At 40.5% G+C, this 24,594-nt stretch carries 20 protein-coding genes; 18 read left to right on the top strand and 2 right to left on the bottom strand.

The window, feature by feature from the left end:
• The coding region (locus ODU39_RS04405) for an IS3 family transposase (RefSeq protein ID WP_398579973.1) at positions 1–296 on the top strand (296 nt) is incomplete at its 5' end.
• Positions 297–361: 65 nt separating this feature from the next.
• On the opposite strand, the gene ODU39_RS04400 is transcribed toward ODU39_RS04405, so the two are convergent.
• Positions 362–3,547, bottom strand: coding sequence for a M14 family zinc carboxypeptidase (locus tag ODU39_RS04400; protein ID WP_398579972.1), 3,186 nt, complete (start codon positions 3,545–3,547; stop codon positions 362–364).
• Between the two features lie 215 nt (positions 3,548–3,762).
• Here ODU39_RS04400 and cls point away from each other — a divergent pair, with 215 nt between their 5' ends.
• From cls to ODU39_RS04315, 17 genes are all read left to right on the top strand, one after another.
• Positions 3,763–5,310 (top strand): cardiolipin synthase, encoded by a 1,548-nt coding sequence (gene cls, locus ODU39_RS04395; RefSeq protein ID WP_105159164.1) that lies wholly within the window; start codon positions 3,763–3,765, stop codon positions 5,308–5,310.
• Between the two features lie 156 nt (positions 5,311–5,466).
• On the top strand, positions 5,467–7,680 hold the full coding sequence (gene recJ / locus ODU39_RS04390; protein ID WP_398579971.1) for a single-stranded-DNA-specific exonuclease RecJ: 2,214 nt from the start codon (positions 5,467–5,469) through the stop codon (positions 7,678–7,680).
• Positions 7,680–8,057 (top strand): hypothetical protein, encoded by a 378-nt coding sequence (locus ODU39_RS04385; RefSeq protein WP_398579974.1) that lies wholly within the window; start codon positions 7,680–7,682, stop codon positions 8,055–8,057. The genes recJ and ODU39_RS04385 overlap by 1 nt, the downstream gene beginning before the upstream one ends.
• A gap of 97 nt (positions 8,058–8,154) precedes the next feature.
• A complete protein-coding gene (locus ODU39_RS04380) occupies positions 8,155–8,667 on the top strand; it encodes an adenine phosphoribosyltransferase (RefSeq protein WP_002937136.1) in 513 nt (170 codons plus the stop codon).
• A 103-nt stretch (positions 8,668–8,770) separates the two neighbouring features.
• Positions 8,771–9,712 (top strand): homoserine O-succinyltransferase, encoded by a 942-nt coding sequence (gene metA / locus ODU39_RS04375; RefSeq protein ID WP_014637718.1) that lies wholly within the window; start codon positions 8,771–8,773, stop codon positions 9,710–9,712.
• A 9-nt stretch (positions 9,713–9,721) separates the two neighbouring features.
• The gene (locus ODU39_RS04370) at positions 9,722–10,396 is read left to right on the top strand and encodes a DnaD domain-containing protein (RefSeq protein WP_024399480.1); all 675 of its coding nucleotides are present in this window, start codon (positions 9,722–9,724) and stop codon (positions 10,394–10,396) included.
• 1 nt (position 10,397) lies between these two features.
• Entirely contained in the window at positions 10,398–11,081 is a 684-nt protein-coding gene (locus ODU39_RS04365; RefSeq protein ID WP_398579970.1) for a tRNA (adenine(22)-N(1))-methyltransferase, read from the top strand.
• On the top strand, positions 11,071–11,865 hold the full coding sequence (locus ODU39_RS04360) for a Nif3-like dinuclear metal center hexameric protein (RefSeq protein ID WP_398579969.1): 795 nt from the start codon (positions 11,071–11,073) through the stop codon (positions 11,863–11,865). The genes ODU39_RS04365 and ODU39_RS04360 overlap by 11 nt, the downstream gene beginning before the upstream one ends.
• Before the next feature lie 176 nt (positions 11,866–12,041).
• Positions 12,042–12,866, top strand: coding sequence for a ZIP family metal transporter (locus tag ODU39_RS04355; RefSeq protein WP_024399477.1), 825 nt, complete (start codon positions 12,042–12,044; stop codon positions 12,864–12,866).
• A 108-nt stretch (positions 12,867–12,974) separates the two neighbouring features.
• A complete protein-coding gene (rfbA, locus tag ODU39_RS04350) occupies positions 12,975–13,844 on the top strand; it encodes a glucose-1-phosphate thymidylyltransferase RfbA (protein WP_044762008.1) in 870 nt (289 codons plus the stop codon).
• Entirely contained in the window at positions 13,844–14,437 is a 594-nt protein-coding gene (locus tag ODU39_RS04345; RefSeq protein ID WP_053866914.1) for a dTDP-4-dehydrorhamnose 3,5-epimerase family protein, read from the top strand. Before rfbA ends, ODU39_RS04345 begins: the two co-directional genes overlap by 1 nt.
• A complete protein-coding gene (locus tag ODU39_RS04340) occupies positions 14,437–14,922 on the top strand; it encodes a phosphoribosylanthranilate isomerase (RefSeq protein WP_024399475.1) in 486 nt (161 codons plus the stop codon). Before ODU39_RS04345 ends, ODU39_RS04340 begins: the two co-directional genes overlap by 1 nt.
• Before the next feature lie 188 nt (positions 14,923–15,110).
• Positions 15,111–16,157 carry a dTDP-glucose 4,6-dehydratase gene (gene rfbB, locus ODU39_RS04335; protein WP_024411830.1) on the top strand — a complete coding sequence of 349 codons (1,047 nt, stop codon included), beginning with the start codon at positions 15,111–15,113 and terminating at the stop codon, positions 16,155–16,157.
• Between the two features lie 54 nt (positions 16,158–16,211).
• Entirely contained in the window at positions 16,212–17,063 is an 852-nt protein-coding gene (rfbD, locus tag ODU39_RS04330; protein ID WP_398579968.1) for a dTDP-4-dehydrorhamnose reductase, read from the top strand.
• Positions 17,064–17,079: 16 nt separating this feature from the next.
• Positions 17,080–18,123, top strand: a complete 1,044-nt coding sequence (locus ODU39_RS04325) for an LPXTG cell wall anchor domain-containing protein (RefSeq protein ID WP_398579967.1) — start codon at positions 17,080–17,082, stop codon at positions 18,121–18,123.
• Positions 18,124–18,160: 37 nt separating this feature from the next.
• Positions 18,161–21,268: a GBS Bsp-like repeat-containing protein gene (locus ODU39_RS04320; RefSeq protein WP_398579966.1), complete on the top strand. Its 3,108-nt coding sequence runs from the start codon at positions 18,161–18,163 to the stop codon at positions 21,266–21,268.
• A 2-nt stretch (positions 21,269–21,270) separates the two neighbouring features.
• Positions 21,271–21,774, top strand: coding sequence for a glucosaminidase domain-containing protein (locus ODU39_RS04315; protein ID WP_313770362.1), 504 nt, complete (start codon positions 21,271–21,273; stop codon positions 21,772–21,774).
• 59 nt (positions 21,775–21,833) lie between these two features.
• On the opposite strand, the gene ODU39_RS04310 is transcribed toward ODU39_RS04315, so the two are convergent.
• The gene (locus ODU39_RS04310; RefSeq protein ID WP_398579965.1) at positions 21,834–24,383 is read right to left on the bottom strand and encodes an LTA synthase family protein; all 2,550 of its coding nucleotides are present in this window, start codon (positions 24,381–24,383) and stop codon (positions 21,834–21,836) included.
• Between the last annotated feature and the right edge of the window lie 211 nt (positions 24,384–24,594).

Below are 24,594 nucleotides of genomic sequence, written 5' to 3'. Positions count from 1 at the left end.
CATTGATTCACAGCGACCGAGGTTCACAATATACTTCGAAAGATTATTACCGTTTAACGACTCAGTATCAGATGACACGCTCTATGTCTCGTGTTGGTAAGTGTATTGACAACGCACCAATTGAGAGTCTCTTTGGGCACTTTAAGACGGAGTGCTATGATTTGAAGAAGTATAAGACCTTTGAGGAGCTAGTTTCAGATATTGATGCCTACATCTATTTTTATAATCATCAACGATTTCAAGAACGCAACAACGGCCTTGCCCCTCTTGAAATGAGGAACAAGGCCGTCGCCTAATCTTTTATTATTTCATTGTCCACTTGACAGGGAGCAGTTCATAACACTCGGCGTTTTCGTGTATACTAGCTACGCTTTTTTCTACGTAAGGAGATACTGCCTAGAAGTAGGCTACCTAATGCGACAGCGATATAGTTTGTTTTTTCACCTGTTTGAGGTAGTTGTTTTGCATCGGTAGACTTGGTGGCATGTACTACTGTAGCAGTTTTTGGCGCCTCAACCAGAATATTTTTTGGCATTTCAGGTTGTGGTACAAGAATTTCTACAGCTGGTAAGTCTTCTAAGGTTGCTAATTGGCTACCAAATAGGGCGTTGGACACCCAACGGAAGAAGTGAACAGGGTGGACCTTGTTTGTTGGATTACCTGCATAGATAAAGAGAGGTTGGTCTTGATAATTTCCAGCGATGGCGACAATTTTATTGGCTAATTTATCATGACCAGGCCACCACCCTGCGATATAATAATCTTTGTCAGCAATTTTAACAAGTGTTTTAAATCCTTCAGGGATGCCTTCAATCCAATTACCGGAGTTGGAATAGAAAAGTCCATTCATAGCGTAGCCACTTGTTAATGGATCTTTATCATCAATAATAGTCCGCATGAGACCTTCATAGTCACCACCATCTGTAAATTGTTCCGCATTGAAACCTGCTAAGATTCCTAATTCCTCCAGTTTTTGCATGGCGACACCACCTACGATGATAATTGGTTTCTTACCAAATACACTGGCATCGAATTGATCTGATTCGAGAATGATAGCATCAGCCTCATCTGCGCTATTGACAATTTCAAAGCCCATTCGTTCTACCGCAAGTGCAGCATTTGCAAGAATGGCAAAGTCACCTGCCCAACTATAAGAGTGTGAAGGAGCATATACCTTCATTGCTTTCAATTCTTGTCCAAGAGGCTTCTTATAGAGAGGCTCGCCGTATAGAGCATAGGTGTCCAGTAGGTGGCTAAATTGGTCAGTTTCCATGATGTAGCCATCGTCTGTAAGGTAGACCTTAGCACCTGATTTGATGGCTTGATTAATGGCCTGAACGGCGCTTTCAGATGTGTTTGCGACGATATAGTAAGGCGCTTTGAAATCAATTTCCGTAGTACGTGGAGCTTTTGTCCATGTGATGCTACCTAATTTGCCGCTAAAGGCATTTTCTTCAAATACAGCCTTGGCACTAAAGCCTTTCATATCAGGGAAGTTGACTACCAATTCAGCATACATGGCTCCCCAAGCAGATTCATCAGAACCAGCGTAGAGGACATGGTTAGCGAATCCTCGTTTGGCTTGAGCCATATCGACAACTAGGTCGCCCTTGCGGAAGTTTCCAACATCTTCAGTTAATTCCTTGACAACAACCCCATTACGATTGAAATATTCAATCATCTTAAATGCTTCTTGCATATCGTTGTGTTTATCGAGCGTCATAGGAATCACATAGTAGTCTGGGAAGAATTTTGGTTGGTCTTTTTTGACACGTCCGACAATAGCTCCGTCTGGTCCGACTAATTCAGACTCTGCCTTTGGATCCTCTACCTTATTGACGCCGCGAGAATAGTATTTGAGACGCATTTCCATGAGACTGTCTGGCTTGGTTGCCATATTGTGAACACCGCCCAAAACAGCAAAGAATCCCGCCTTGAATGATTCTTGATTTCCTTCTGGAATTTCAATCGTATGTCCAAGAATACCGTGGTACATTGCATACACCGCTGTATAGCCTGAGAAGGAATCGTCCCAACCATTTCCCCAGTGGACTTTAGGGATGGTGTAGCGTTCATATTTAGAATTTGCAATACCTGCTCGGCCCATTTCGTGAGCTTTTTCCAGCATAATATCGGCTAGTAAATCATATTCAAAGTTCGGGTCATGTGGCGGAGTGGCAGGCTCGATGAGAAATCCAGATACAAAACCATGAATATCTAAAACAGATATTGGATTCCATTTGTGGATTTGACGGACGATGGCTTGTGTTTCTGGATTTACTTGGAAACCAGTATCACGGTTAGGGTCCAAACCATTTACTAGTGAACGCAAGTTTTTAACATCGCCATCAGGATTTTCTGTGAAATTGAACAAGAAGATAAATTTATCTAACAAATCTGTCACTTTTAAATGCAGAGTAACAGGATTTCCATCGGCATCTGTAGATGGGAAAGTAATGGTATCTTTTTGTGCAAATTCTTTGAATAGGCTAGTTACCACATCTATGCCGGGTTGTTCATCAGCATGAGTGTTGTTGATGAGAATAGGTAATTTATAGTCGAAGGTTCCAGCTTGCAACTCTTTCAGCATCTGGTCGGGTTGGGTCAGCATGAGTGGCGTTGTTTCAGTAAGATATTTATCAATACTTGCTTGATCTTTAGCCACAACAGCCATTTTTATATCTCTACCTTCAGCTGATTGACCAATTGACTCAATCCTTACTAAGCGGTCGGTCGCAGCATTATCTTTAGTTTCCTCAATCTCTGTCAACATTTCCTCATGTGTACGGTAGGCTTCATAAGGACGGAAATGAAGAGTTTTTGAAATGGTCAGGTTTCCATCGGCACTAGTACCTTCCAACAGCATATCTTTTATAAAATGTCGATAGGTACGGCGAATATTACTCGGTGTCCGTTTACTCAAATCTTCTCCAAAGAGAGCTGCGAGCTGGATATTCAAATGAAGTTGGTTGTTCTGTCTGCTTTCTTCTACAGTGATAAATGTATCGCCTATGAAATCTCCCTCTTTCAAATTCCAGGTTTTCCATTCGGAAATAGGCTTTCCATCCAATGTCCATTCTATTTTTTCAGTCGTATCTGGAAGAGTGACGGATTCTGTGATAGTGACTGCTTCCGATAGATAGACAGTTTTTGTTTCGAGTGTAATTGTATCAATAGTCGGTACGGCAGATTTTTCTTCTGTAGTATCCTGACTATCATTATTAGCTGATTTGAGCGTAGTTTCCTCGGCATTGGGCTCGGAAGATGTTGTACCTTCTTCTGTGGAAACAGGTGTAGGAGAAGTATCTGCTATTTCTTCAGTTTGTTTTTCTATCTCCTTCCCTTCTACAAGATTATCTGTAGCTTCGCTTGTGCTAGTTTCCATGATAGGAGTCTCTTCAGGCAGTGGAGTCACTGTTTTACTAGCAGTAGTTGGCATCTCCTCTGTATTTGCGAAGACCGTTCCCTGAGCGAGAGATGTAGCTAAAAGAACTGTTGAGGCAAGCAGGACTTGATTCAACAGCCTTTTCTTATATGAAAGTTTCATACGAACTTCCTCCTTTTGATAATGTGTACTGGGTAGTAAATTAAAACGGGTTATTTCATGCCTATCTTATCAAAAAATATATGTCTTTACAATATAAATTGAATATGTTTATATATTTAAAATATTCAGAAATATCGGATCATAAAAACTATTTATTTTGAGTAGGATAATGAACTAAAATCTGTTATAATGGTAAAAAAATAAGGGAGAGATGTATGGAAAAACTTTGGAAAATTATATACAGTCGGACCTTTATCGTCATTAGTTTGATCGTTCTAACCATTTTCCTTATTCTATGGTTGGTAGGTTCGGCAGCTACCTATATGCCTGCTCTATTGATTGTTTTGCAAATTTTTTCGATTTTTGTGGCTATTTCAATCATCAATAGACCGATGAATACCAGTTTTAAGTTAACCTGGATTGTTTTTGTCATTGGTATTCCGATTTTTGGTGCTCTATTCTATTTTATTTTGCAGTCCAACATCGAAACCAAACGCTATCGTAAAAATTTTCATAAGCAAGCACAAAGACTTAGGGAGTATAGTAAGACGTCTGAAAAGGTCATGAAGGCATTAGAGCGGGAAGATAAGGAGCAACTGAAATTAGCTCACTTCATGAGTGAGTACGTTGGCTACCCAATTCATACCAATACGGATGCCGTCTATTTTTCGACAGGTCAGGAAAAATTTGAAGCTCTACTAGAAGAATTGAAAAAGGCAGAGCAGTATATTTTCATGGAGTACTTTATTGTCGATATGGGATATATGTGGGATTCCATCCTTGACATTTTGAAGGAAAAGGCAGCGCAAGGGGTGGAAGTTCGTTTTATGTATGATGGGATGAATTCACTGACCAATCTTCCCTATAATTACTATAAAACCTTGAGAAAATATGGGATAAAAGCCAAAGTATTTTCTCAAATTATCCCAGCCTTATCTACGGTGCAAAATAACCGTGACCATAGAAAAATTGCGATTATTGATGGAAAGGTTGCCTTTACTGGTGGCATTAATATCGCAGATGAATACATCAACAAGAAAGTGCGTTTTGGTTACTGGAAAGACGCAGCGATTATGATTAGGGGAGAAGCTGTTGCAAACTTTACGTTGATGTTCCTTCAAATGTGGAATTACAATGAAAAGACAGAGACAGATGACCTAAAATACCTCAAAACGCATAAAGATTTAGAGACGGAAACCGTTGATGCTGAAGGTTTCTTCCTTCCGTATGGCGAGAATCCATTTGATGGAGATGAGGTAGCCAAACGAGTCTGCCTAGACATGATTCAGTCGGCAACGGATTATATTTATATCATGACACCCTACTTAGTGTTGGATGATGAAATGATTGATAATTTGACTTATGCTGCGAAGCGTGGAGTCGAGGTTCGCATTCTGCTCCCGCATATCTACGATAAAAAATCGGCTTATTTGGCTGCTCGTACTGATTTTCCGACTTACTTGGAAGCAGGAATTGAAATCTTTGAATTCCAGCCTGGGTTTGTCCATTCCAAAGTTGTTTTGGTCGATGATAAGAAAGCTACTGTTGGTACGGTGAATATGGATTTTCGCTCTTTTTATCTTAATTTTGAATGTGGTCTCTATATTTACAATCATTCGGCAGTTTTGGCAGCTATTAAGGATGACTTTACTCATTCCTTCAAAAAATCACAGCAAATTAACCTTCTAACCTTCCATAAAACGTACTCTTGGTATAAGCGTTTGGGAGGAGCCCTACTGCGAATTATTTCACCTTTATTATAAATTGCACTATTAGTTCTTCATGGAGCAAGGGATCGACATTCTGTTTCGGTCTTACCTTGCTCCATTTTTCCTGGAAAATGGTATAATAGAAAGATAGTTTATACTCGGAAAAGTTACAGGTTACTTGTGATTTTGAGTATTAAGGAGTAAAAAAACGTGATAAAACCCAATTATGACTGGCAATTATTGACCGGTTTTTCTGATGAACAATTTATCAAAATTGCTAAAAAAGAAGGAGTGGATCCGGTAGCGGCTAAGTTGCTGTATGAACGTGGCATCCATTCGGCGGAAGAATTGCATACTTTCTTACAACCAAGCTTAGAAGGCTTTCACGATCCCTATTTACTACATGATATGGACAAGGCGGTGGAGCGGATTCGCCGAGCAATCGAAGATTACGAACAAATTTTGATTTATGGAGATTATGACGCAGACGGTATGACCTCGGCATCTATTCTGAAAGAAACTCTGGAGGAAATGGGGGCAGAAGTCCAAGTTTATCTTCCTAACCGTTTCACAGATGGCTATGGGCCAAATCAATCAGTTTACAAGTATTTTATTGAGCAGCAGGGGATTTCTCTTATTGTGACGGTGGACAATGGCGTAGCGGGTCATGAAGCGATTGCCTATGCCCAGGAAATGGGTGTCGATGTTGTCGTGACAGACCACCATTCCATGCAGGAAACCCTTCCCAATGCCTATGCGATTGTACATCCAGAGCATCCAGAGGGAAATTATCCCTTCAAACATTTGGCGGGCTGCGGTGTGGCTTTCAAATTGGCCTGTGCCCTTCTTGAAACGGTTCATGCAGACTTGCTGGATTTGGTCGCAATTGGCACCATCGCTGATATGGTTAGCTTGACCGATGAGAATCGTGTCATGGTCAAATATGGTCTGTCCCTTCTCAAACAGACTGAGCGAGCAGGTTTGCAAGAGTTGATAAAGATAGCTGGTATTGACATAGACAGTATTGATGAAGAAACAGTTGGTTTCCAACTTGCTCCGAGGTTGAATGCCCTTGGTCGACTCGATGATCCTAATCCAGCCATCGAATTACTGACTGGTTTTGATGACGAAGAGGCCCATGAGATTGCTCTCATGATTGACAGTAAAAATGTAGAACGCAAAGACGTCGTCCAAGCAATTTACGATGAAGCAAAAACCATGCTCCGTCATGATAGACCTGTTCAAGTTCTGGCTAAAGAAGGTTGGAACCCAGGTGTTTTAGGGATTGTAGCAGGACGCCTACTAGAAGAATTGCACCAGCCTGTTATCGTCTTGTCTATTGAAGATGGTAAGGCAAAGGGTTCGGCTCGTTCTGTTGAAGCGGTTGACATTTTCAAGGCCCTTAAAGATCATCAGGACCTATTTATCGCCTTTGGTGGCCATGCTGGTGCAGCAGGTATGACCTTGGAAGTTGACAAACTCGAAGAGCTTGCTCTAACCTTGTCAGACTACATTATCGAAAATAAATTGGATTTATCCAGCAAGTCTTCGCTGGTCTTAGATGAAGAATTGGATTTAGAGGAATTAACCCTAGATACTCTAAAATCTTTCGAGAAGCTTGCGCCTTACGGCATGGATAATAAAAAGCCTGTATTCTACATCAGAGACTTTCAGGTGGAATCAGCAAGAACCATGGGGCAGAATAATGCCCATTTGAAACTACGCATTACTAAAGGTGCTGCTGGATTTGATGTGGTTGCTTTTGGTAAGGGCAATCTAGCCTTGGAATTTTCACAGGCCAAGGGCTTAGAACTAGCGGTCACCTTGTCTGTCAATCAATGGAATGGCAATACCAGTCTTCAGCTCATGTTGGTTGATGCTCGGGTCAATGGTGTTCAACTTTATAATATTCGTGGAAAACAACATCCTATTCCTGCAGGAGTCCCAATTTTGGACATTAATCATCCTGTGACTAGTGAATCTGCTATTGTCCTTGCGACTTTGCCAGAAGATATCAGCAGTCTGCGCAGCTATTTCCAAGAAAGAGAATTTGAAGCCATTTATTTTAAAAATGAAATTGCCAAACCGTACTATCTAGATGGTTATGGTAGCCGAGAACAATTCGCTAAATTGTATAAGACTATTTACCAATTTGATGAGTTTGATGTCCGCTACAAACTGAAAGATTTGGCTGGTTACTTAAAAATTAAGGACAGTCTATTGGTTAAAATGATTCAGATTTTCCAAGAATTAGAATTCGTCACGATTACGGATGGGGTCATGCGGGTCAACAAAGAGGCGCAGAAGCGAGAGATTTCAGAAAGTCAAATATATCAAGAATTGAAAGAAACAGTTATCCAACAAGAGTTGATGGCGCTTGGTACTGTTCAGGAAATTTATGAATGGCTATGTGGTCGCGTTTGATGACAGTAGAAGCTCTGGTTGTTGTTGGAGTGATTGGAACGCTTCTCTACACTTATAGGTTTATCAGGCAAAAAAGTCTGTTGAAAAATCTTGAACAGATAACCGAAATAAAGCACGCACTGATTGAATTACGGCGAGTAGGATGGTCAGAAAGAGCCATCAAAAAGTTTTTCCTGAAACAACTGTTGCCTCTAAAACAAGAAGACATCCCAGCATTTGTTCAAAATTTTATAAAAGAAGCTACTATTTTTGCCTCAACTAGCTTTTATCAGTTGATAAAGGAAGAAATGAGGTTGGCTGGGAGCAGTCTTACTTTAATCAGCAAGGAAGCTTTTCCTATGGTGGACATAGCAGGGCCGCTTGTGTGGCGAATGTGAGGAGACGATTTGCTAAAGATATAGGTCTGAAATGTACCAAAAAACAATTTCATGGTATAATGAAGAGTAAAAATTATTTTTAAAAAGAGAGAGACAAATGAACTTAAAAGATTACATCGCAACAATTCCTAACTATCCAAAAGAAGGTATCGAATTCCGTGACATTAGCCCTTTGATGGCAGATGGAAATGCTTATAGCTATGCAGTACGTGAAATCGTTCAGTATGCGACAGATAAGCAAATCGATATGATTGTTGGGCCAGAGGCGCGTGGTTTCATTGTTGGATGTCCAGTTGCCTTTGAATTGGGAATCGGTTTTGCACCAGTTCGTAAGCCAGGTAAGTTACCACGTGAGGTTATCTCAGCTGATTATGAAAAAGAATATGGTGTAGATACATTGACGATGCATGCAGACGCAATCAAACCAGGACAACGTGTCTTGATTGTCGATGACTTGTTGGCAACTGGTGGTACTGTAAAAGCAACGATCGAAATGATTGAAAAGCTTGGCGGTATCGTTGCTGGCTGTGCCTTCTTGATTGAGCTAGATGATTTGAAAGGCCGCGAAGCAATCGGCGATTACGACTACAAGGTTTTGATGCACTATTAATCTAAGGTTATAGTCAAAAATTATAACTGGTCCTATTTTTATTCTAATTGAATTGCATAGCAACCTGTCTTATAATAAATATAAGAAAATTGGGAGGTTGCTTATGCCAATTAAAATTGAAAAATCATTACCAGCAGTTGAAATTTTGAGAAAAGAGAATATTTTTGTGATGGATAGTGACAGAGCTAGTCATCAGGACATTCGTCCTATCAAAATCCTTATTCTCAATCTCATGCCACAGAAGATAGTGACGGAGACTCAGTTGCTCCGTCTTTTGGCTAACACTCCTTTACAGCTAGAGGTTGAATTTCTCTACATGGCTAGTCACGAGTCCAAAAATACACACTCGGACCATTTGAAGCAGTTTTATAAGACTTTTGAGCAGGTCAGGGATAGCTATTTTGACGGGCTCATCGTGACAGGAGCACCAGTTGAAAACTTACCCTTTGAGGAAGTTGATTACTGGCAAGAACTTACTCAAGTTTTTGATTGGTCAAAAACACATGTTTATTCAACATTGCACATTTGTTGGGGTGCACAGGCAGGTTTGTATGCACGCTATGGTGTACCCAAACACAGTATGTCTCGAAAACTATCAGGCGTATATTGTCAAGAAGTGACTAATCCAACTAGCCCTCTTATGCGTGGATTTGACGATGAATTTCGTTCGCCACACTCCCGTTATACGGAAGTAAGAGAAGCAGATATTGCCCATCTGAGTGGGTTGACGATTTTATCACAAGGTCCAGAAGTTGGCCTATCCATTTTAGCCAGCAAGGATTTAAGAGAAATTTATAGTTTTGGACATTTAGAGTACGATAGGGATACCCTAGCTAAGGAATACCAACGTGATTGTATAGCTGGAAAAAATCCCCATTTACCGGAAAATTATTTCAAAGAAGATGACCCTACAAGCAAACCATCTCTCTCTTGGAATTTACCAGCAGCACAATTCTTTACCAACTGGGTGAATTACGCTGTCTATCAAGAAACTCCATACGACTGGCATATCTTTGAACAATCAGCCCAGTCAGCTAGTCTTTAAAGAGGAAGTATGAACTATTCACAGCAATTTCGTCAGGGACATTTGGTCCTGCCAGCAGCAATATTATTCCACTATCAAGAGCTTTTTCCGTCGGCAGATGATTTTTTGATTTGGCAGTTTTTCTTTTATCAAAATTCTTCAGCTATCGAATCATTAGCGCCTAGTGAGATTGCTCAAGCTACTGGTAAAACAGTTGCCCAGGTCAATCAAGCTATTGAAAATCTCCAAGATGCTGGACTCTTAGAATTTAAGACAATCAGTATTGCTGGTGAAATTGAAATGATATTCGATGCGCTTCCTGCTTTTGAAAAATTGGATGCTCTGTTAACTCCAAAACAGGCAGTTGAGATTGTGCAGCCAGAGAATGATTTGAAGACCTTGGTGGGTGATTTTGAGCGTGAATTGGGCCGCTTTTTATCGCCGTTTGAAATCGAAGATTTGCAGAAGACTATTGAGGATGACAAAACTTCGATTGATTTGGTTCGTGCAGCCTTGAAAGAAGCTGTTTTTAACAACAAAACAAATTGGAAATATATCCAAGCTATTCTACGAAACTGGCGCCGTGAGGGAATTACTACAGTTGCGCAAGTAGAAGCGAAAAATGCAGAAAGAGAAATTCAGACTCCTAAGAATGTGACTGTTTCAAGTGACTTTCTTGATGCAATGGATCTCTGGAAAGATTGATATGGAAACAAAATTATCTAAAAGGCTGGAAACAGTCGCAAGTTTTGTCCCACAAGGGGCACGGCTAGTTGATGTAGGGAGTGACCATGCTTATCTCCCTCTTTTTTTGGTAGAGCAGAGGCGCATTGATTTTGCTATTGCAGGGGAAGTTGTTCAAGGTCCCTATCAGTCAGCGCTCCAGAATGTAGAGCAGGCGGGACAAACAGAAAAAATTCTAGTCCGTTTAGCAAATGGCTTAGGTGCGTTTGAGACGTCTGACCAGATGACTGCCGTGACCATAGCAGGTATGGGGGGACGCTTGATTTCGGAAATCTTAGAAGCAGGAAAAGAAAAGCTTGCGACCATTGAACGGTTGATACTCCAGCCAAATAATCGTGAAGATGATGTGCGTCGATGGTTGGAAAAAAATGGTTTTAGATTGGTTGCTGAAAAGATTCTGGAAGAAAATGGAAAGTTATATGAAATCCTCGTTGCAGAATCAGGACAGATGAGATTATCAGAAGTTGAACAGCGTTTTGGTCCCTATCTACTAGAGGAGGCTTCGCCAGTTTTCGTCAAAAAGTGGAGAAGAGAACTTGAAAAATTAAGTTTTGCTTTGGAACAAGTTCCATCTGAACGCCAAGGTGACCGCTTTGCCATTTCCCAAAAAATCCAACAAATTCAGGAGGTACTCCATGTTAGCTAGTCAGGTTATTGAGCGCTATCAAGCCTTTTGTCCCCCTTCTTTAGCTATGGAAGGCGATGTCAAAGGGCTGCAAATTGGTACCCTTAATAAAGAGATTCAACGTGTCATGGTGGCTCTGGATATTCGTGAGACAACAGTGGCAGAGGCGATTGATAAAAAGGTGGATTTGATTATCGTCAAGCACGCTCCGATTTTTCGTCCTATAAAGGATTTGGTGGGTGACAATCCGCAAACTAAAATGTATCTTGATTTGATTAAGTATGATATTGCAGTCTATGTCAGTCATACAGATATTGATGTGGTTGAGGGTGGTCTCAACGACTGGTTCTGTGAACTATTAGAAATTCAAGATACTACCTACTTGATTGAAACTGCCGAGGGGCAGGGGCTTGGTCGTGTGGGGACAATAGCAGAGCAGACTTTGGAGGATTTGGCTTTGAAAGTCAAGTCTGTCTTTGGTCTAGATGCTGTCCGTCTAGTGACCTATGGGCATCAAGCCAAGCAGTATGTCAGCCGTGTAGCCATCTGTGGAGGTAGTGGTGGGTCTTACTACCATGAGGCTCTTGCCAAGGGGGCAGATGTTTACATCACAGGCGATATTTACTACCATACGGGTCAGGATATGCTGACCCAGGGCTTGCTGGCTATTGATCCAGGCCATCATATCGAAGCCTTGTTTATCAAGAAAATTGCTGAATTGTTGGAAACGTGGAAGGCAAATGAAGGTTGGGATGTCGAAATTCTACCTTCAACTGTTTCAACCAATCCGTTTAGACATTTGTGATAAATTAATCAGTACCTAATTATGGAAAGACCAAGACGACATTTAATGTAGTTTTAGGTCTTTTATTTTTTAGATATTTTCTTATTTATTTAAGTGAAAAAGCTTGAATTTTATAATAAATTAGGGTATCTTAATTTATTAGGATATGCAAGATTAAACAGGATAGGATGTTAGTTATGACTTGGTTTACTAATCAATCTGTAGTTCTACAGGCTTTGCTAGGTGGTTTATTCACATGGTTTTGTACGATTATGGGATCTGCCGTTGTATTTTTCTTTAAGACAGTTAGTCGTCGTTTGCTAGACACCATGCTAGGCTTTGCAGCTGGTGTTATGATTGCGGCTTCTTTTTGGTCATTATTAGCCCCATCAATTGAGTATGCTGAAAGTTTATACGGCAATTTGGCTTGGATACCAGCAGCAGTAGGTTTTGCAGCAGGTGGTATTTTTTTACGCTTGGTAGATGCCTGGGTTCCGCATTTACATTTGGGAAATGATAAAGATAAGGCAGAAGGCGGTGGTGAGAAGGAGAGAAAAAATCTATCCAAAACAGCCCTGCTCTTCTTAGCCATTACAATTCACAATATTCCTGAAGGCTTGGCGGTCGGTGTGACATTTGGCGCACTTGCTTCTAACTATAGTCCAGCAGCTTTTATCGGCGCAATCGGCCTTGCTATTGGGATTGGTATACAAAATATTCCTGAAGGTGCAGCCTTAGCTATCCCAATTCGTACAGACGGTGCATCTAGGTGGAAAGCTTTTTACTGGGGATCAATGTCAGCGATTGTCGAGCCGATTGCAGCAGTCATAGGGGCTTTTGCGGTCACCTTTATGACGCCTATTTTACCTTATGCCCTCTCCTTTGCGGCAGGAGCCATGATTTTTGTCGTCGTAGAAGAGCTCATTCCAGAGTCGCAGACAAATGGCAATACGGATATTGCTACTCTAGGACTCATGGCTGGTTTTATTATTATGATGATTTTAGATGTTGCCCTGGGGTGAATTAAAGTATATTTGAGAAGAGTCTGGCTATCAGGCTTTTTTCTTATGACAGTATGATGAAAAATATGGTATAATGAACTGATATTAATTGATGGAAGGTACTCTTATATGAAAGGTATTATTCTGGCAGGTGGGTCTGGGACTCGTCTCTACCCATTGACACGCGCAGCTTCTAAACAGCTGATGCCGATTTATGACAAACCAATGATTTATTACCCATTGTCAACACTCATGTTGGCTGGGATTAAAGAAATCTTAATTATTTCTACTCCTCAGGATCTACCACGTTTCAAGGATATGCTTGGTGATGGTTCTGAGTTGGGAATTTCTCTCTCATATGCAGAACAACCAAGCCCAGATGGACTTGCACAAGCCTTCATTATCGGCGAAGAATTCATCGGTGACGACCATGTAGCCCTTATCTTGGGGGATAACATTTACCATGGAAATGGCTTGACCAAGATGTTGCAACGTGCTGCAAGCAAAGATAAAGGAGCAACTGTCTTCGGTTACCAAGTAAAAGACCCAGAACGCTTTGGTGTTGTTGAGTTTGACGCAGATATGAATGCTATCTCTATCGAAGAAAAACCAGAGAGTCCAAAATCAAATTTTGCGGTTACAGGTTTGTATTTCTATGACAATGATGTCGTTGAGATTGCGAAGAATATCAAACCATCTCCACGTGGTGAGCTGGAAATCACTGATGTAAACAAGGCTTACTTAGATCGAGGTGATTTATCAGTTGAATTGATGGGACGTGGTTTTGCATGGTTGGACACGGGGACACATGAAAGTCTCTTGGAAGCTGCACAGTACATCGAAACAGTTCAACGTTTGCAAAACGTTCAAGTGGCAAACTTGGAAGAAATTGCCTACCGCATGGGCTACATTACAAAAGAACAAGTGTACGAATTGGCACAGCCACTCAAGAAAAACGAATACGGACAATACTTGCTCCGTTTGATTGGAGAAGCCTAATGACAGAAAACTTTTTCGGTAAAACACTAGCAGCTCGTCCTGTTGAAGCTATTCCCGGAATGTTAGAATTTGACATTCCTGTTCATGGTGACAACCGTGGCTGGTTCAAGGAGAACTTCCAAAAGGAAAAAATGTTGCCGCTCGGCTTCCCTGAAAGCTTCTTTGCAGAAGGAAAATTGCAAAATAATGTTTCCTTCTCTCGCAAAAACGTTCTTCGTGGTCTTCACGCAGAGCCTTGGGATAAATACATTTCAGTGGCAGATGGCGGTAAGGTTTTGGGAACTTGGGTGGATCTTCGTGAAGGCGAAACCTTCGGCAATACCTACCAAACCGTTATCGATGCATCAAAAGGTATCTTCGTTCCGCGCGGAGTAGCCAATGGTTTCCAAGTTCTGTCAGACTTTGTATCATACAGCTACTTGGTTAACGACTACTGGGCTTTGGAACTCAAGCCCAAGTATGCCTTTGTCAACTACGCAGACCCTAGTCTCGACATTAAATGGGAGAACCTAGAAGAAGCAGAAGTCTCAGAAGCAGATAAAAACCACCCACTCCTCAAAGACGTTAAGCCTTTAAGGAAAGAGGACCTCTAATGTTTCAAGCCTTTTTAGAAATAGCAGAGCAGTTAAACAAGCTTGGGATCACTCCCCTGCTGATGGGCTCTGTCGGCCTGGAAAGGCGGACAGGACGAGATTGGCAGGCAAGGGACCTTGATATTCATGTGCCTAGTGACCCACGGGGATGGGAAGCGCCAGATGGGGAGCGGATTTACCGTGCAGATGAGCTGATTGCCATGATGAATCAACTCGGCTATGTCCTGGTTGATCGTCACGAACATGAATTTCATAAAGGCGGCTTATCTGTTGAATTCGGAGGTCTACATTCACTGCCTGAATTTGCTGGTGTAGAGCTAGAAGATTTGGAAGAATTAGAAACAGCAGGTGTTCGCTATTACCTACCGACACTTGAACAATACCTAAAAATCTACCAAGCCTCTTCAAAAGATTCCTACCGTGCAGAAAACAATAATCAAAAAGACTTTGCCAAGATTGCTTACTTGAAAGAAATCTTGAAGTAGAGAAAGCGAGCGCAGCGAGCTGTTCTGTGTGTCATCGCCGTAGTGAGAAGCTCCTTTGCTTTGCTAAGGAGCGGGGGAAACCATGAGACCTTAGGCTCATGGTTTAGTAATGAAACACCTTGGTGGTTGCTTACGACCCCACTACCTAAGATGACACACAAAAAAGAAAAAACTTTTCGGAGAAAAAAATGTCTCAATTTAAAAATATTATCGTAACTGGTGGAGCTGGTTTCATCGGTTCAAACTTTGTACACTATGTTTATAACAATCATCCAGATGTTCACGTAACTGTTTTGGATAAACTTACTTATGCTGGTAACAAGGCTAACATCGAAGCCATCCTTGGTGACCGAGTTGAGCTTGTTGTTGGTGATATTGCTGATGCTGAATTGGTTGACAAATTAGCTGCTAAGGCAGATGCCATTGTTCACTATGCGGCAGAAAGCCACAACGACAATTCGCTAAATGATCCAAGTCCATTTATCCATACTAACTTTATCGGTACTTACACCTTGCTTGAAGCGGCTCGTAAATACGACATCCGTTTCCACCATGTATCGACTGACGAAGTATACGGCGACCTTCCTTTGCGTGAAGATTTGCCAGGTCATGGTGAGGGTCCAGGTGAGAAATTCACTGCAGAAACCAACTACAACCCGTCATCACCATACTCATCAACCAAGGCTGCTTCAGACTTGATTGTTAAAGCATGGGTGCGTTCATTTGGTGTTAAAGCGACTATTTCCAACTGTTCAAATAACTACGGTCCATACCAACACATTGAGAAATTCATCCCACGCCAAATCACCAACATCTTGGCAGGTATCAAGCCAAAACTTTACGGTGAAGGTAAAAACGTCCGTGACTGGATTCATACCAACGACCACTCGACTGGTGTTTGGGCAATCTTGACAAAAGGCCGTATGGGTGAAACTTATCTAATCGGTGCTGACGGTGAGAAGAACAACAAAGAAGTGCTTGAATTGATCCTTGAAAAAATGGGTCAACCAAAAGATGCTTATGACCACGTGACTGACCGTGCAGGACATGATTTGCGCTATGCTATTGACGCAAGCAAACTTCGTGACGAGCTTGGTTGGACACCACAGTTTACCAACTTCTCTGAAGGTTTGGAAGAAACAATCCAGTGGTACACAGACAACCAAGATTGGTGGAAAGCTGAAAAAGAAGCTGTTGAAGCCAACTATGCTAAGACACAGGAAGTTATTAAATAAGACTATTAAAGGCTAGGGCTCTTGCCCAAGCCTTTCTTGAAATAAGGAGCAAATATGATTTTAATTACAGGTGCAAATGGCCAGTTGGGTACAGAGTTGCGTTATCTCTTGGATGAGCGTGGTGTTGAGTACGTTGCCGCTGACGTAGCAGAAATGGACATCACGGATGCAGACAAGGTGGATACCTTCTTTGCAGAAGTCAAGCCAAGCGTTGTTTACCACTGTGCAGCCTACACAGCTGTTGATATGGCAGAAGATGAAGGCAAAGAACTCAACTACAAGATTAACGTAACAGGCTCTGAGAATGTTGCCAAGGCAGCTGCTAAATACGGTGCAACCCTCGTTTATATCTCAACGGACTATGTCTTCAATGGTGAGTTGCCAGTCGGTCAAGAATGGCAAGTAGATGACCAACCAGATCCTCAATCAGAATACGGTCGTACCAAGCGCTTGGGTGAGGAAGCAGTTGAGAAGTTTGCAGACAAGTTCTACATTGTTCGTACGGCTTGGGTCTTTGGGAACTACGGTAAAAACTTTGTTTTCACTATGCAAAATCTTGCGGAAACCCGCGATACTTTGACGGTTGTCAATGACCAACACGGTCGCCCAACCTGGACACGCACACTTGCGGAATTCATGGTACACTTGGTGGACACCAAGCAAGCATTTGGCTACTATCATTTGTCAAACGATGCAGCAGAAGATACGACTTGGTTTGACTTTGCTACGGAAATCCTCAAGGATACCAACACCAAGGTATTGCCAGTGGATTCTAGCCAATTCCCAGCTAAGGCAAAACGTCCATTCAACTCAACCATGAGCTTGGACAAGGCAAAAGCCACAGGCTTTGTCATCCCAACTTGGCAAGAAGCTTTGGAAGCATTTTACAAACAAGAAAAGAAATAGTTTACAGGAGATGTGTATGAAAAAGAAAGCGATTGTTAAGCCGTTGTTGACGTCAGCAATTCTTCTTGCTTTACTAGGAGGTGCTATATTACCGTCCGGATCTGTTCCAGTTGTAGCAGCAGAGACAAGTCAAAGTACGACCTATCATTTAACTGATGATGAAAAAGTTTCCGTACGTGAATATATTCAAGCTAAAATGACTATCGATATGCAAGAATATAGATTGGCGTTTCTTGAGGGAATGATGGAAGAAATGGCATCGGGTAGTGCTGAAGCTACATGGGATGAAGAAATTGCAGACTTGAAGGCAAGCTTAACAGCAGAGCAAGTTGTTGTTTTAGATGAACTTAAAGCAAATTTAAATGGTAGCATAGCTCAACATTATCATTACTTATTTGAGACACTTACAGTCGCTGGAAAAAGCGGAAGAGAAGAAGCAGCAGCTATAGTTTCTAAGTACGAGTCTGAAGATGATGCAAGTACTCCTGAAGCCGAGTTAGCTGCATTGAAATACGCTAGAGAAGTTATCGTTGAACTACTGAATAAAGAGTCGGCAGCGATTGATAATTATATTGCTTATGCAGAAGCAACTGGACAAGAATTAGCTGGATTGTTGGAAAGTGGAAACTCTAATTTAGAATCTATTACATCTGCAACTATAGGATATGGTCAAGCTCTTGCAACTGCTTCGCAACCAAAATTTCCGTATGACTTTTCAGAAATAGACCGACAGATTGCAGAACTAACTGCTAGTCTACAATCAAAAGTCGAGGATAAAAGTACAGCTAATATTGAAAATACTGGGGCACAAACAAGTCAAAGCGTTACAAATGACTCAAATGATTTGCAGACCGTTCCAGGTCAAGGTGGCGGTCAGATTTCTGATGTAGCTACAGGCAAAGGCAATATTTCCGAAGCAGGTCAGAAAAAGGTTATACCAAATGATAAAGCTAAAGTATTACCAAAAACCTCAGGGAAATCTAGTCTTCCATTAACTGTACTAGGACTCATAACAATTTTTGCTGGTTGGTTATTGACAAAGAAGCAAGAAGAAAAATAGAAGATTAGTGTAATTGCATCTATTTTGAGAAATATAGTTGTTTTTACATGTGAAATACATAAAGGAGATATTTGTGAAAAAAAGAACGTTGTTATTTCTTTCTTTGTGTGCATCCGCGTTGAATGCTCAGCTTGTTCAAGCGGATATGGTAAATGCCCCATCTAGTCAAGTTTCTTCATCTCAGGTTGCTGAAACTGGCGGGCAGTTATCTGTCGTTGATGAGGCTGGACAGATTAAAGCTATTCTGTCAAACATTCAAGGGGAAATTATTGGTGTTACAGCCCAGTTTCGCTCTGAAGCAAATAGCGGAATTACTGTCGCATTCTCAATGGATGAGCAAGGTAGATACGTAGCGGTTTTGGATCGGTCTGTATTTGCGGAGGAAGACCAAGTCTTTTCGCTGAAGTTAACGGCACAATTAACAGATGGAAGTTTTCAGACCTTATCAGATTATAGTTTTGAATGGAAGAAGGATGTCGTAAGCGCGGCTGAGAAGCCTACTGCTTTGAATAATAGCAATGCAATCTCGTCTAAAATTGAGGAGGAAGCAACTTCGACTACTACAAGCTCAACGGTTAATTCTAGTTTGACAACAGGTGCAACAAGTAGTACTTCGAATTTGCTGACCAGAAGTTCTTCCAATACGATTGCAGGAAGTTCGAATGGCTCTACAAGTGTTCCAAGTGCTCGAGTCAGTACAGCTTCCAGTTCGGTCAATGTTACACAACCTACAGGCACCATAACAATTGAAAATCGTAACGATGCCCAAGGTACCTTCGATGTTCGTGTTACCAATATCTCTTCTCCTAAGGATATAGCGAGTGTTATCTTGCCGACCTGGTCGCAGTCAGATGATTTACGTTGGTATGAAGCAAAGCGTCAGTCAGATGGCAGTTATAAGTTAACTGTCAATAAGAAGGACCATAAGTACCGCACAGGTACCTACACGGTTCATTTATATTATAAGGATTCAAATGGTGGTTTGACAGGTGCAGGTGGCACAACGACTCATTTATCAGAAGCGAAGCCAACAGGTACCATCACAATTGAAAATCGTAACGATGCCCAAGGTACCTTCGATGTTCGTGTTACTAATGTTTCATCGCCGAAAGATATAGCAAGTGTTATTTTGCCAACTTGGTCACAGACGGATGATTTACGTTGGTATGAAGCCACTCGTCAGTCAGATGGCAGTTATAAGTTAACTGTCAATAAGAAGGACCATAAGTACCGCACAGGCACCTACACGGTTCATTTATATTATAAGGACTCAAGTGGTGGTCTAACAGGTGCAGGTGGTACAACGACTCATTTATCAGAAGCGAAGCCAACAGGCACCATCACAATTGAAAATCGTAACGATGCTCAAGGTACCTTCGATGTTCGTGTTACTAATGTTTCATCGCCGAAAGATATAGCAAGTGTTATTTTACCTACTTGGTCCCAGACGGATGATTTACGTTGGTATGAAGCCACTCGTCAGTCAGATGGCAGTTATAAGTTAACTGTCAATAAGAAGGACCATAAGTACCGCACAGGCACCTACACGGTTCATCTATATTATAAGGATTCAAATGGTGGTTTGACAGGTGCAGGTGGTACAACGACTCATTTATCAGAAGCGAAGCCAACAGGCACCATCACAATTGAAAATCGTAACGATGCCCAAGGTACCTTCGATGTTCGTGTTACTAATGTTTCATCACCGAAAGATATAGCAAGTGTTATTTTACCCACTTGGTCCCAGACGGATGATTTACGTTGGTATGAAGCCACTCGCCAGTCAGATGGCAGTTATAAGTTAACTGTCAATAAGAAGGACCATAAGTACCGCACAGGTACCTACACGGTTCATTTATATTATAAGGATTCAAATGGTGGTTTGACAGGTGCAGGTGGTACAACGACTCATTTATCAGAAGCGAAGCCAACAGGTACCATCACAATTGAAAATCGTAACGATGCCCAAGGTACCTTCGATGTTCGTGTTACTAATGTTTCATCACCGAAAGATATAGCAAGTGTTATTTTACCTACTTGGTCCCAGACGGATGATTTACGTTGGTATGAAGCCACTCGTCAATCAGATGGCAGTTATAAGTTAACTGTTAATAAGAAGGACCATAAGTATCGTACAGGTACCTACACGGTTCACTTATATTATAAGGACTCAAGTGGTGGCCTAACAGGTGCAGGTGGTACAACAACTCATTTATCAGAAGCGAAGCCAACAGGCACCATCACAATTGAAAATCGTAACGATGCCCAAGGTACCTTTGATGTTCGTGTTACTAATGTTTCGTCACCGAAAGATATATCAAGTGTTCTCTTACCTACCTGGTCCCAGTCAGACGATATACGTTGGTATGAAGCCACTCGTCAGTCAGATGGCAGTTATAAGTTAACTGTCAATAAGAAGGACCATAAATACCGTATAGGTACTTATAGTGTTCACTTATATTATAAGGACTCAAGTGGAGGTCTAACAGGTGCTGGCGGCACAACGACTCACTTATCAAATCCGTCAGCACAGCGATCCTACACAGTCTATATTGATCCAGGGCACGGAGGGCGAGACTCGGGCGCTTCTTACGGTGGCGTACATGAAAAAAATCTTGCATTGTCTGTTTCAAATAAGTTGCGTGAAAATCTCTTGAAATATGGAATCAATGTTTTGATGACCCGTACAGGTGATTATGATGTAGACTTCAAAACAGAGCGTTCACGAATGACGAATGCAAGTAACGCAGATTTATTTATTAGTATTCATTTTAATGCGACGGGAGCAGGAGTTTCGAATGCGACTGGTATCGAAACATACTGGTATCAATATAATCCAGAATACCAACCTAAAATTAATAAAGAAATGCATAATAACCCTACTCGTTTAGCTGAAAGTGAGATTTTAGCCAACAAGGTCCAGGAGAGTTTAATTAAAGAAACAGGTGCAGTTAACCGTGGCGTAAGAAGAGAAACTTTTGCAGTCCTTCGTGAGACAGCGATTCCTGCTATTCTAGTAGAGCTAGGATTTATGGATAATCCTTCGGAGTTGCAAGTTATCAAACAAGATTCTTACCACACTCGCCTTGCGAAAGCATTGGCACAAGGCGTAATGAATTGGTATGGTGCTGTTGAGGGAAAGTAGAAATTGCAGGTACAGGTATTGAAACAGGAAAACTTTCTAATGATCAAAAAAGTTTCATAGCTAATCTAGTACCTGCAATTGAGCAAAGTTCAAAAGCTAATTCTATCCTTTCGAGCGTCATGTTATCTCAAGCCATCCTCGAAAGTGCATGGGGAACGTCATACTTGGCGACTCATGGGAATAATCTTTTTGGCATCAAAGCGGATGCTGCATGGACGGGCGATACAATTGAAATCATTACTAATGAATACCGTGATGGTGAGAAGAAGCAAGAAAAGCACTTGTTTAGAAAATATAATTCATGGAATGAAAGTGTAGCAGACTATGCTAAGTTCTTTACCTCTACTCCGTGGAGAATAAAAAATTACCAGAGTTTCAGAGAGGCAACTGATTATCAACAAGCAATTCTTGCGTTAAGACAATCAGGATATGCTACTGATCCGAAATATGGTGAAAAATTACGATCAATTATCGAGAATTACAAGCTTTATCTTTTAGATAATTAAGTTTTTTGGATGATTGATGATAAAATAGCCTTGCTCAAAAACGAGCAAGGCTATTTTTATCACTCATATAGATCTGTTAGAGGTCGTTTATCAACGGCACTATTGTATTCTAGTTGTAAGTAGGTTTGGTAAAGTGATAGGCTTGACATGTCTTCAATTTGTTGACCGCTATTATCGATGTTTCCCCAGCTAGTAATGATAGGTGCTTCGATTTGCATATCACTCAAAAATTGTTGGTAAGGTGATCGAGGAAGGGCATAGTCTGATTCGGATAAAATATCCATCAAATACGGAACGAGATAGTTTGGGCTGATTGTTGTAGATTCGCGCTCCCTAATATCAAAATTCGACCAAATCACTAAAGGGGTAGAATATTTAGTAGCAGGATTATTTTCATCCATAAATTGTGCGTAAAATTCTTGAGTCAAACTAGGTTGGTGATCGCCGTACATGACGATAACCGTAGGCTCTTTGTAAGTGCTAAAGAAAGTAATTAAATCTGCAAATGCTTCATCTGTTCTTTTCATGCTGGTCAAAAATTCTGTTTCAGCTAAGTATTCAGATGTTGAACCATTAATGCTGACTTCGCGAGGATAAATTTCTTCCGTACTTGGATAGCCTCCATGTCCTTGCATGGTAACAACAAAGCTAAATAGAGGCTGGTCTCCTTTTTGGGTATAAAGTTCTTTTATTCCGTTGAACAAGAATTGATCAGATGGCCAGCCACGATCGATTGTTAGTGGTGCTAAGCTACTAATAGCAGGTTCCGAATCTAAAAAATAAGATTTATTAAACCCTAGTAGAGGATACACTGCATTGCGGTTGTAATTATTTCCAGATTGAGGATGTAGAGCTACGGTGTCGTAATTTTTATTTTTTAGATAAGTTGCGAAACTTGGACGTTCTTGTGTGATAATCTGCTGATATGGGAATAAATTAGAGGATAATAAACTGATTGGGTTACTTGTCAGCACTTCATACTCGGTATTTGCAGTACCACCGCCAAAGACTGAGACATTGAGGGTGCCATGAATAGTATTGTCTGTTAATGCATGTTGGTTTGATAGCGGATCAGGCTCCATATTTAAGCCCTGTAAGTTTGAAAAATCACTCTGTGATTCATTCTGTATAAAGATAATATTAGGTCTGATTGTTTGTTTTTCTGTTTCAGGAGGGTACTTCTCAAGAACTTCATTAAGTTTTGGGAGTGAATATCCCTCAGGCTTAGTTATTTTACTATCTTCATAGAAAGAGGCGAGTGAGAGTGGTAGCCCAAATTGACCATAGGTGACGTACATTCTCCAGTAGTTTAATGATATATTTGCATTAGAGACGACAGTTTTATTAATCATTGGAACGATTGTTATTAAAGTTATATAGCCCAGTAAAATTCTGCTGAAACGTTTCGGCCATTTGAAATCATAACTAGAATAGAACGTTCTAGAAGGTAGAAGTTTTGGTAAATATAATTTGGGGATAAAGAAAAAGAAGGTCAATAAGATATAAGAAAATACCATGCTTTGTAGCATTCGATTGTTGATATTAATTGCTACGCTAGAAGCTACATTTAATCCGTCTGTGATTTGAAAAAGATTATAAAATAATAGAGGAGCACCACGGCTGTCAATCAAAAGTTGGTTACTTATACCAATAAATACTGAAGCAGATAGAATTAATAGGCTGGCAAATCGTAGATTAGTTGTAAAGACCAGTATTAGGTAGAGGACTCCGATAATGATTAGATTGTTCCAAAGACTGTTTGGGGAAAGAGTAGAGAATTGTGAGTAGCTATTTTCAATAATAAATAATGAAAAAATGGGAACTAGAAGATAAATCACTGATAGGCTAATCGTTTTGAAGGCTTTAGAGATATGACCTCGGAGTTGTTTGTATCCTAAAAGACCAAAAAATATCAGGAAAGTTAGTGCAACTAATAGCTGTTGAGTTTCCATTTTATTAAAGTTCGAATTAAATAGCACTAATTCATTGCGATATAAACGTGGAAATGTAAAAGTAGTGAATATATATTGAACGATTAATAATATTGTTAAGATACGGATATCTCTTCTTTTGATTCTCCATGTTGCTCCATTTAAGATAAAGCATGTTAGACCTAAAGCAAGGACTATTAAGTGGAGGTACCAAAATTGATTATCTTTAGTTATCCGTAAAGTATAGGGAAGCTCGATAAAGGCTAAATTTTTATATTTATCTCCAGTTGATGTGTCAATGGATTCAACCAATTGTCCACCGACTTTAATTTTTACAATAGTCGGATTTTCACTAACAAAGTATTCAAATGATAAGGTTCTTACAGAAGAGGAAGATTTAATTACGAGTGAATTTTCTTCACCTAGAGAAGAAAAATTAGGAATTAAATCAGCATCATTGATTCCCCATTGGTTTTCTATAATTTCTGATGAATGAATATAACGTCCATTTATTTGGATGCTGTCGATTACTTGGTTTGGTTGTTCTGCGATTATTTCTATAGTTCCATCATTTTTTGTAGAACCTAATTCGTTTTGAATGAGATGTGCATAGAGAAAAAAACTTCCAATCAATCCGATGGAGATCAGTATGTGAATAAGCTGTTTGATTAATTTCATATTTATTAACAATTCTAAGTTTTATATTTTTATGTAAAATCCAGTACATATTATATCAAATTTTTCTTATTAACTCAAAATTTGTTTTTATCTATACTGTGGAGTCAGAGGCGTAGAAAAAGAAAAGCCTTTATAACCAAACTAGTATAGAATTAGGAAAAAAAACTAAAAAATGGTATAATGAAAAGAACTGCAATTTGATGGAGAGGAT

It is taken from the genome of Streptococcus sp. 2021WUSS126 (genome assembly GCF_044427255.1).
Lineage (GTDB): Bacteria > Bacillota > Bacilli > Lactobacillales > Streptococcaceae > Streptococcus > Streptococcus hashimotonensis.
The sequence above is the reverse complement of the archived record's forward strand: the minus strand, read 5'-3'. Positions and strand labels throughout refer to the sequence as shown.

Bases quoted from the DNA above. Each gene is read 5' to 3' on its own strand.
- ODU39_RS04365 (WP_398579970.1), top strand. From the start codon at position 10,398: ATGGAAACAAAATTATCTAAAAGGCTGGAAACAGTCGCAAGTTTTGTC.
- rfbD (WP_398579968.1), top strand. From the start codon at position 16,212: ATGATTTTAATTACAGGTGCAAATGGCCAGTTGGGTACAGAGTTGCGT.
- rfbB (WP_024411830.1), top strand. From the start codon at position 15,111: ATGTCTCAATTTAAAAATATTATCGTAACTGGTGGAGCTGGTTTCATC.
- metA (WP_014637718.1), top strand. From the start codon at position 8,771: ATGCCAATTAAAATTGAAAAATCATTACCAGCAGTTGAAATTTTGAGA.
- ODU39_RS04385 (WP_398579974.1), top strand. From the start codon at position 7,680: ATGACAGTAGAAGCTCTGGTTGTTGTTGGAGTGATTGGAACGCTTCTC.
- rfbA (WP_044762008.1), top strand. From the start codon at position 12,975: ATGAAAGGTATTATTCTGGCAGGTGGGTCTGGGACTCGTCTCTACCCA.
- ODU39_RS04355 (WP_024399477.1), top strand. From the start codon at position 12,042: ATGACTTGGTTTACTAATCAATCTGTAGTTCTACAGGCTTTGCTAGGT.
- ODU39_RS04340 (WP_024399475.1), top strand. From the start codon at position 14,437: ATGTTTCAAGCCTTTTTAGAAATAGCAGAGCAGTTAAACAAGCTTGGG.
- ODU39_RS04370 (WP_024399480.1), top strand. From the start codon at position 9,722: ATGAACTATTCACAGCAATTTCGTCAGGGACATTTGGTCCTGCCAGCA.
- ODU39_RS04345 (WP_053866914.1), top strand. From the start codon at position 13,844: ATGACAGAAAACTTTTTCGGTAAAACACTAGCAGCTCGTCCTGTTGAA.
- ODU39_RS04325 (WP_398579967.1), top strand. From the start codon at position 17,080: ATGAAAAAGAAAGCGATTGTTAAGCCGTTGTTGACGTCAGCAATTCTT.
- ODU39_RS04380 (WP_002937136.1), top strand. From the start codon at position 8,155: ATGAACTTAAAAGATTACATCGCAACAATTCCTAACTATCCAAAAGAA.
- ODU39_RS04400 (WP_398579972.1), bottom strand. From the start codon at position 3,547: ATGAAACTTTCATATAAGAAAAGGCTGTTGAATCAAGTCCTGCTTGCC.
- ODU39_RS04310 (WP_398579965.1), bottom strand. From the start codon at position 24,383: ATGAAATTAATCAAACAGCTTATTCACATACTGATCTCCATCGGATTG.
- ODU39_RS04360 (WP_398579969.1), top strand. From the start codon at position 11,071: ATGTTAGCTAGTCAGGTTATTGAGCGCTATCAAGCCTTTTGTCCCCCT.
- cls (WP_105159164.1), top strand. From the start codon at position 3,763: ATGGAAAAACTTTGGAAAATTATATACAGTCGGACCTTTATCGTCATT.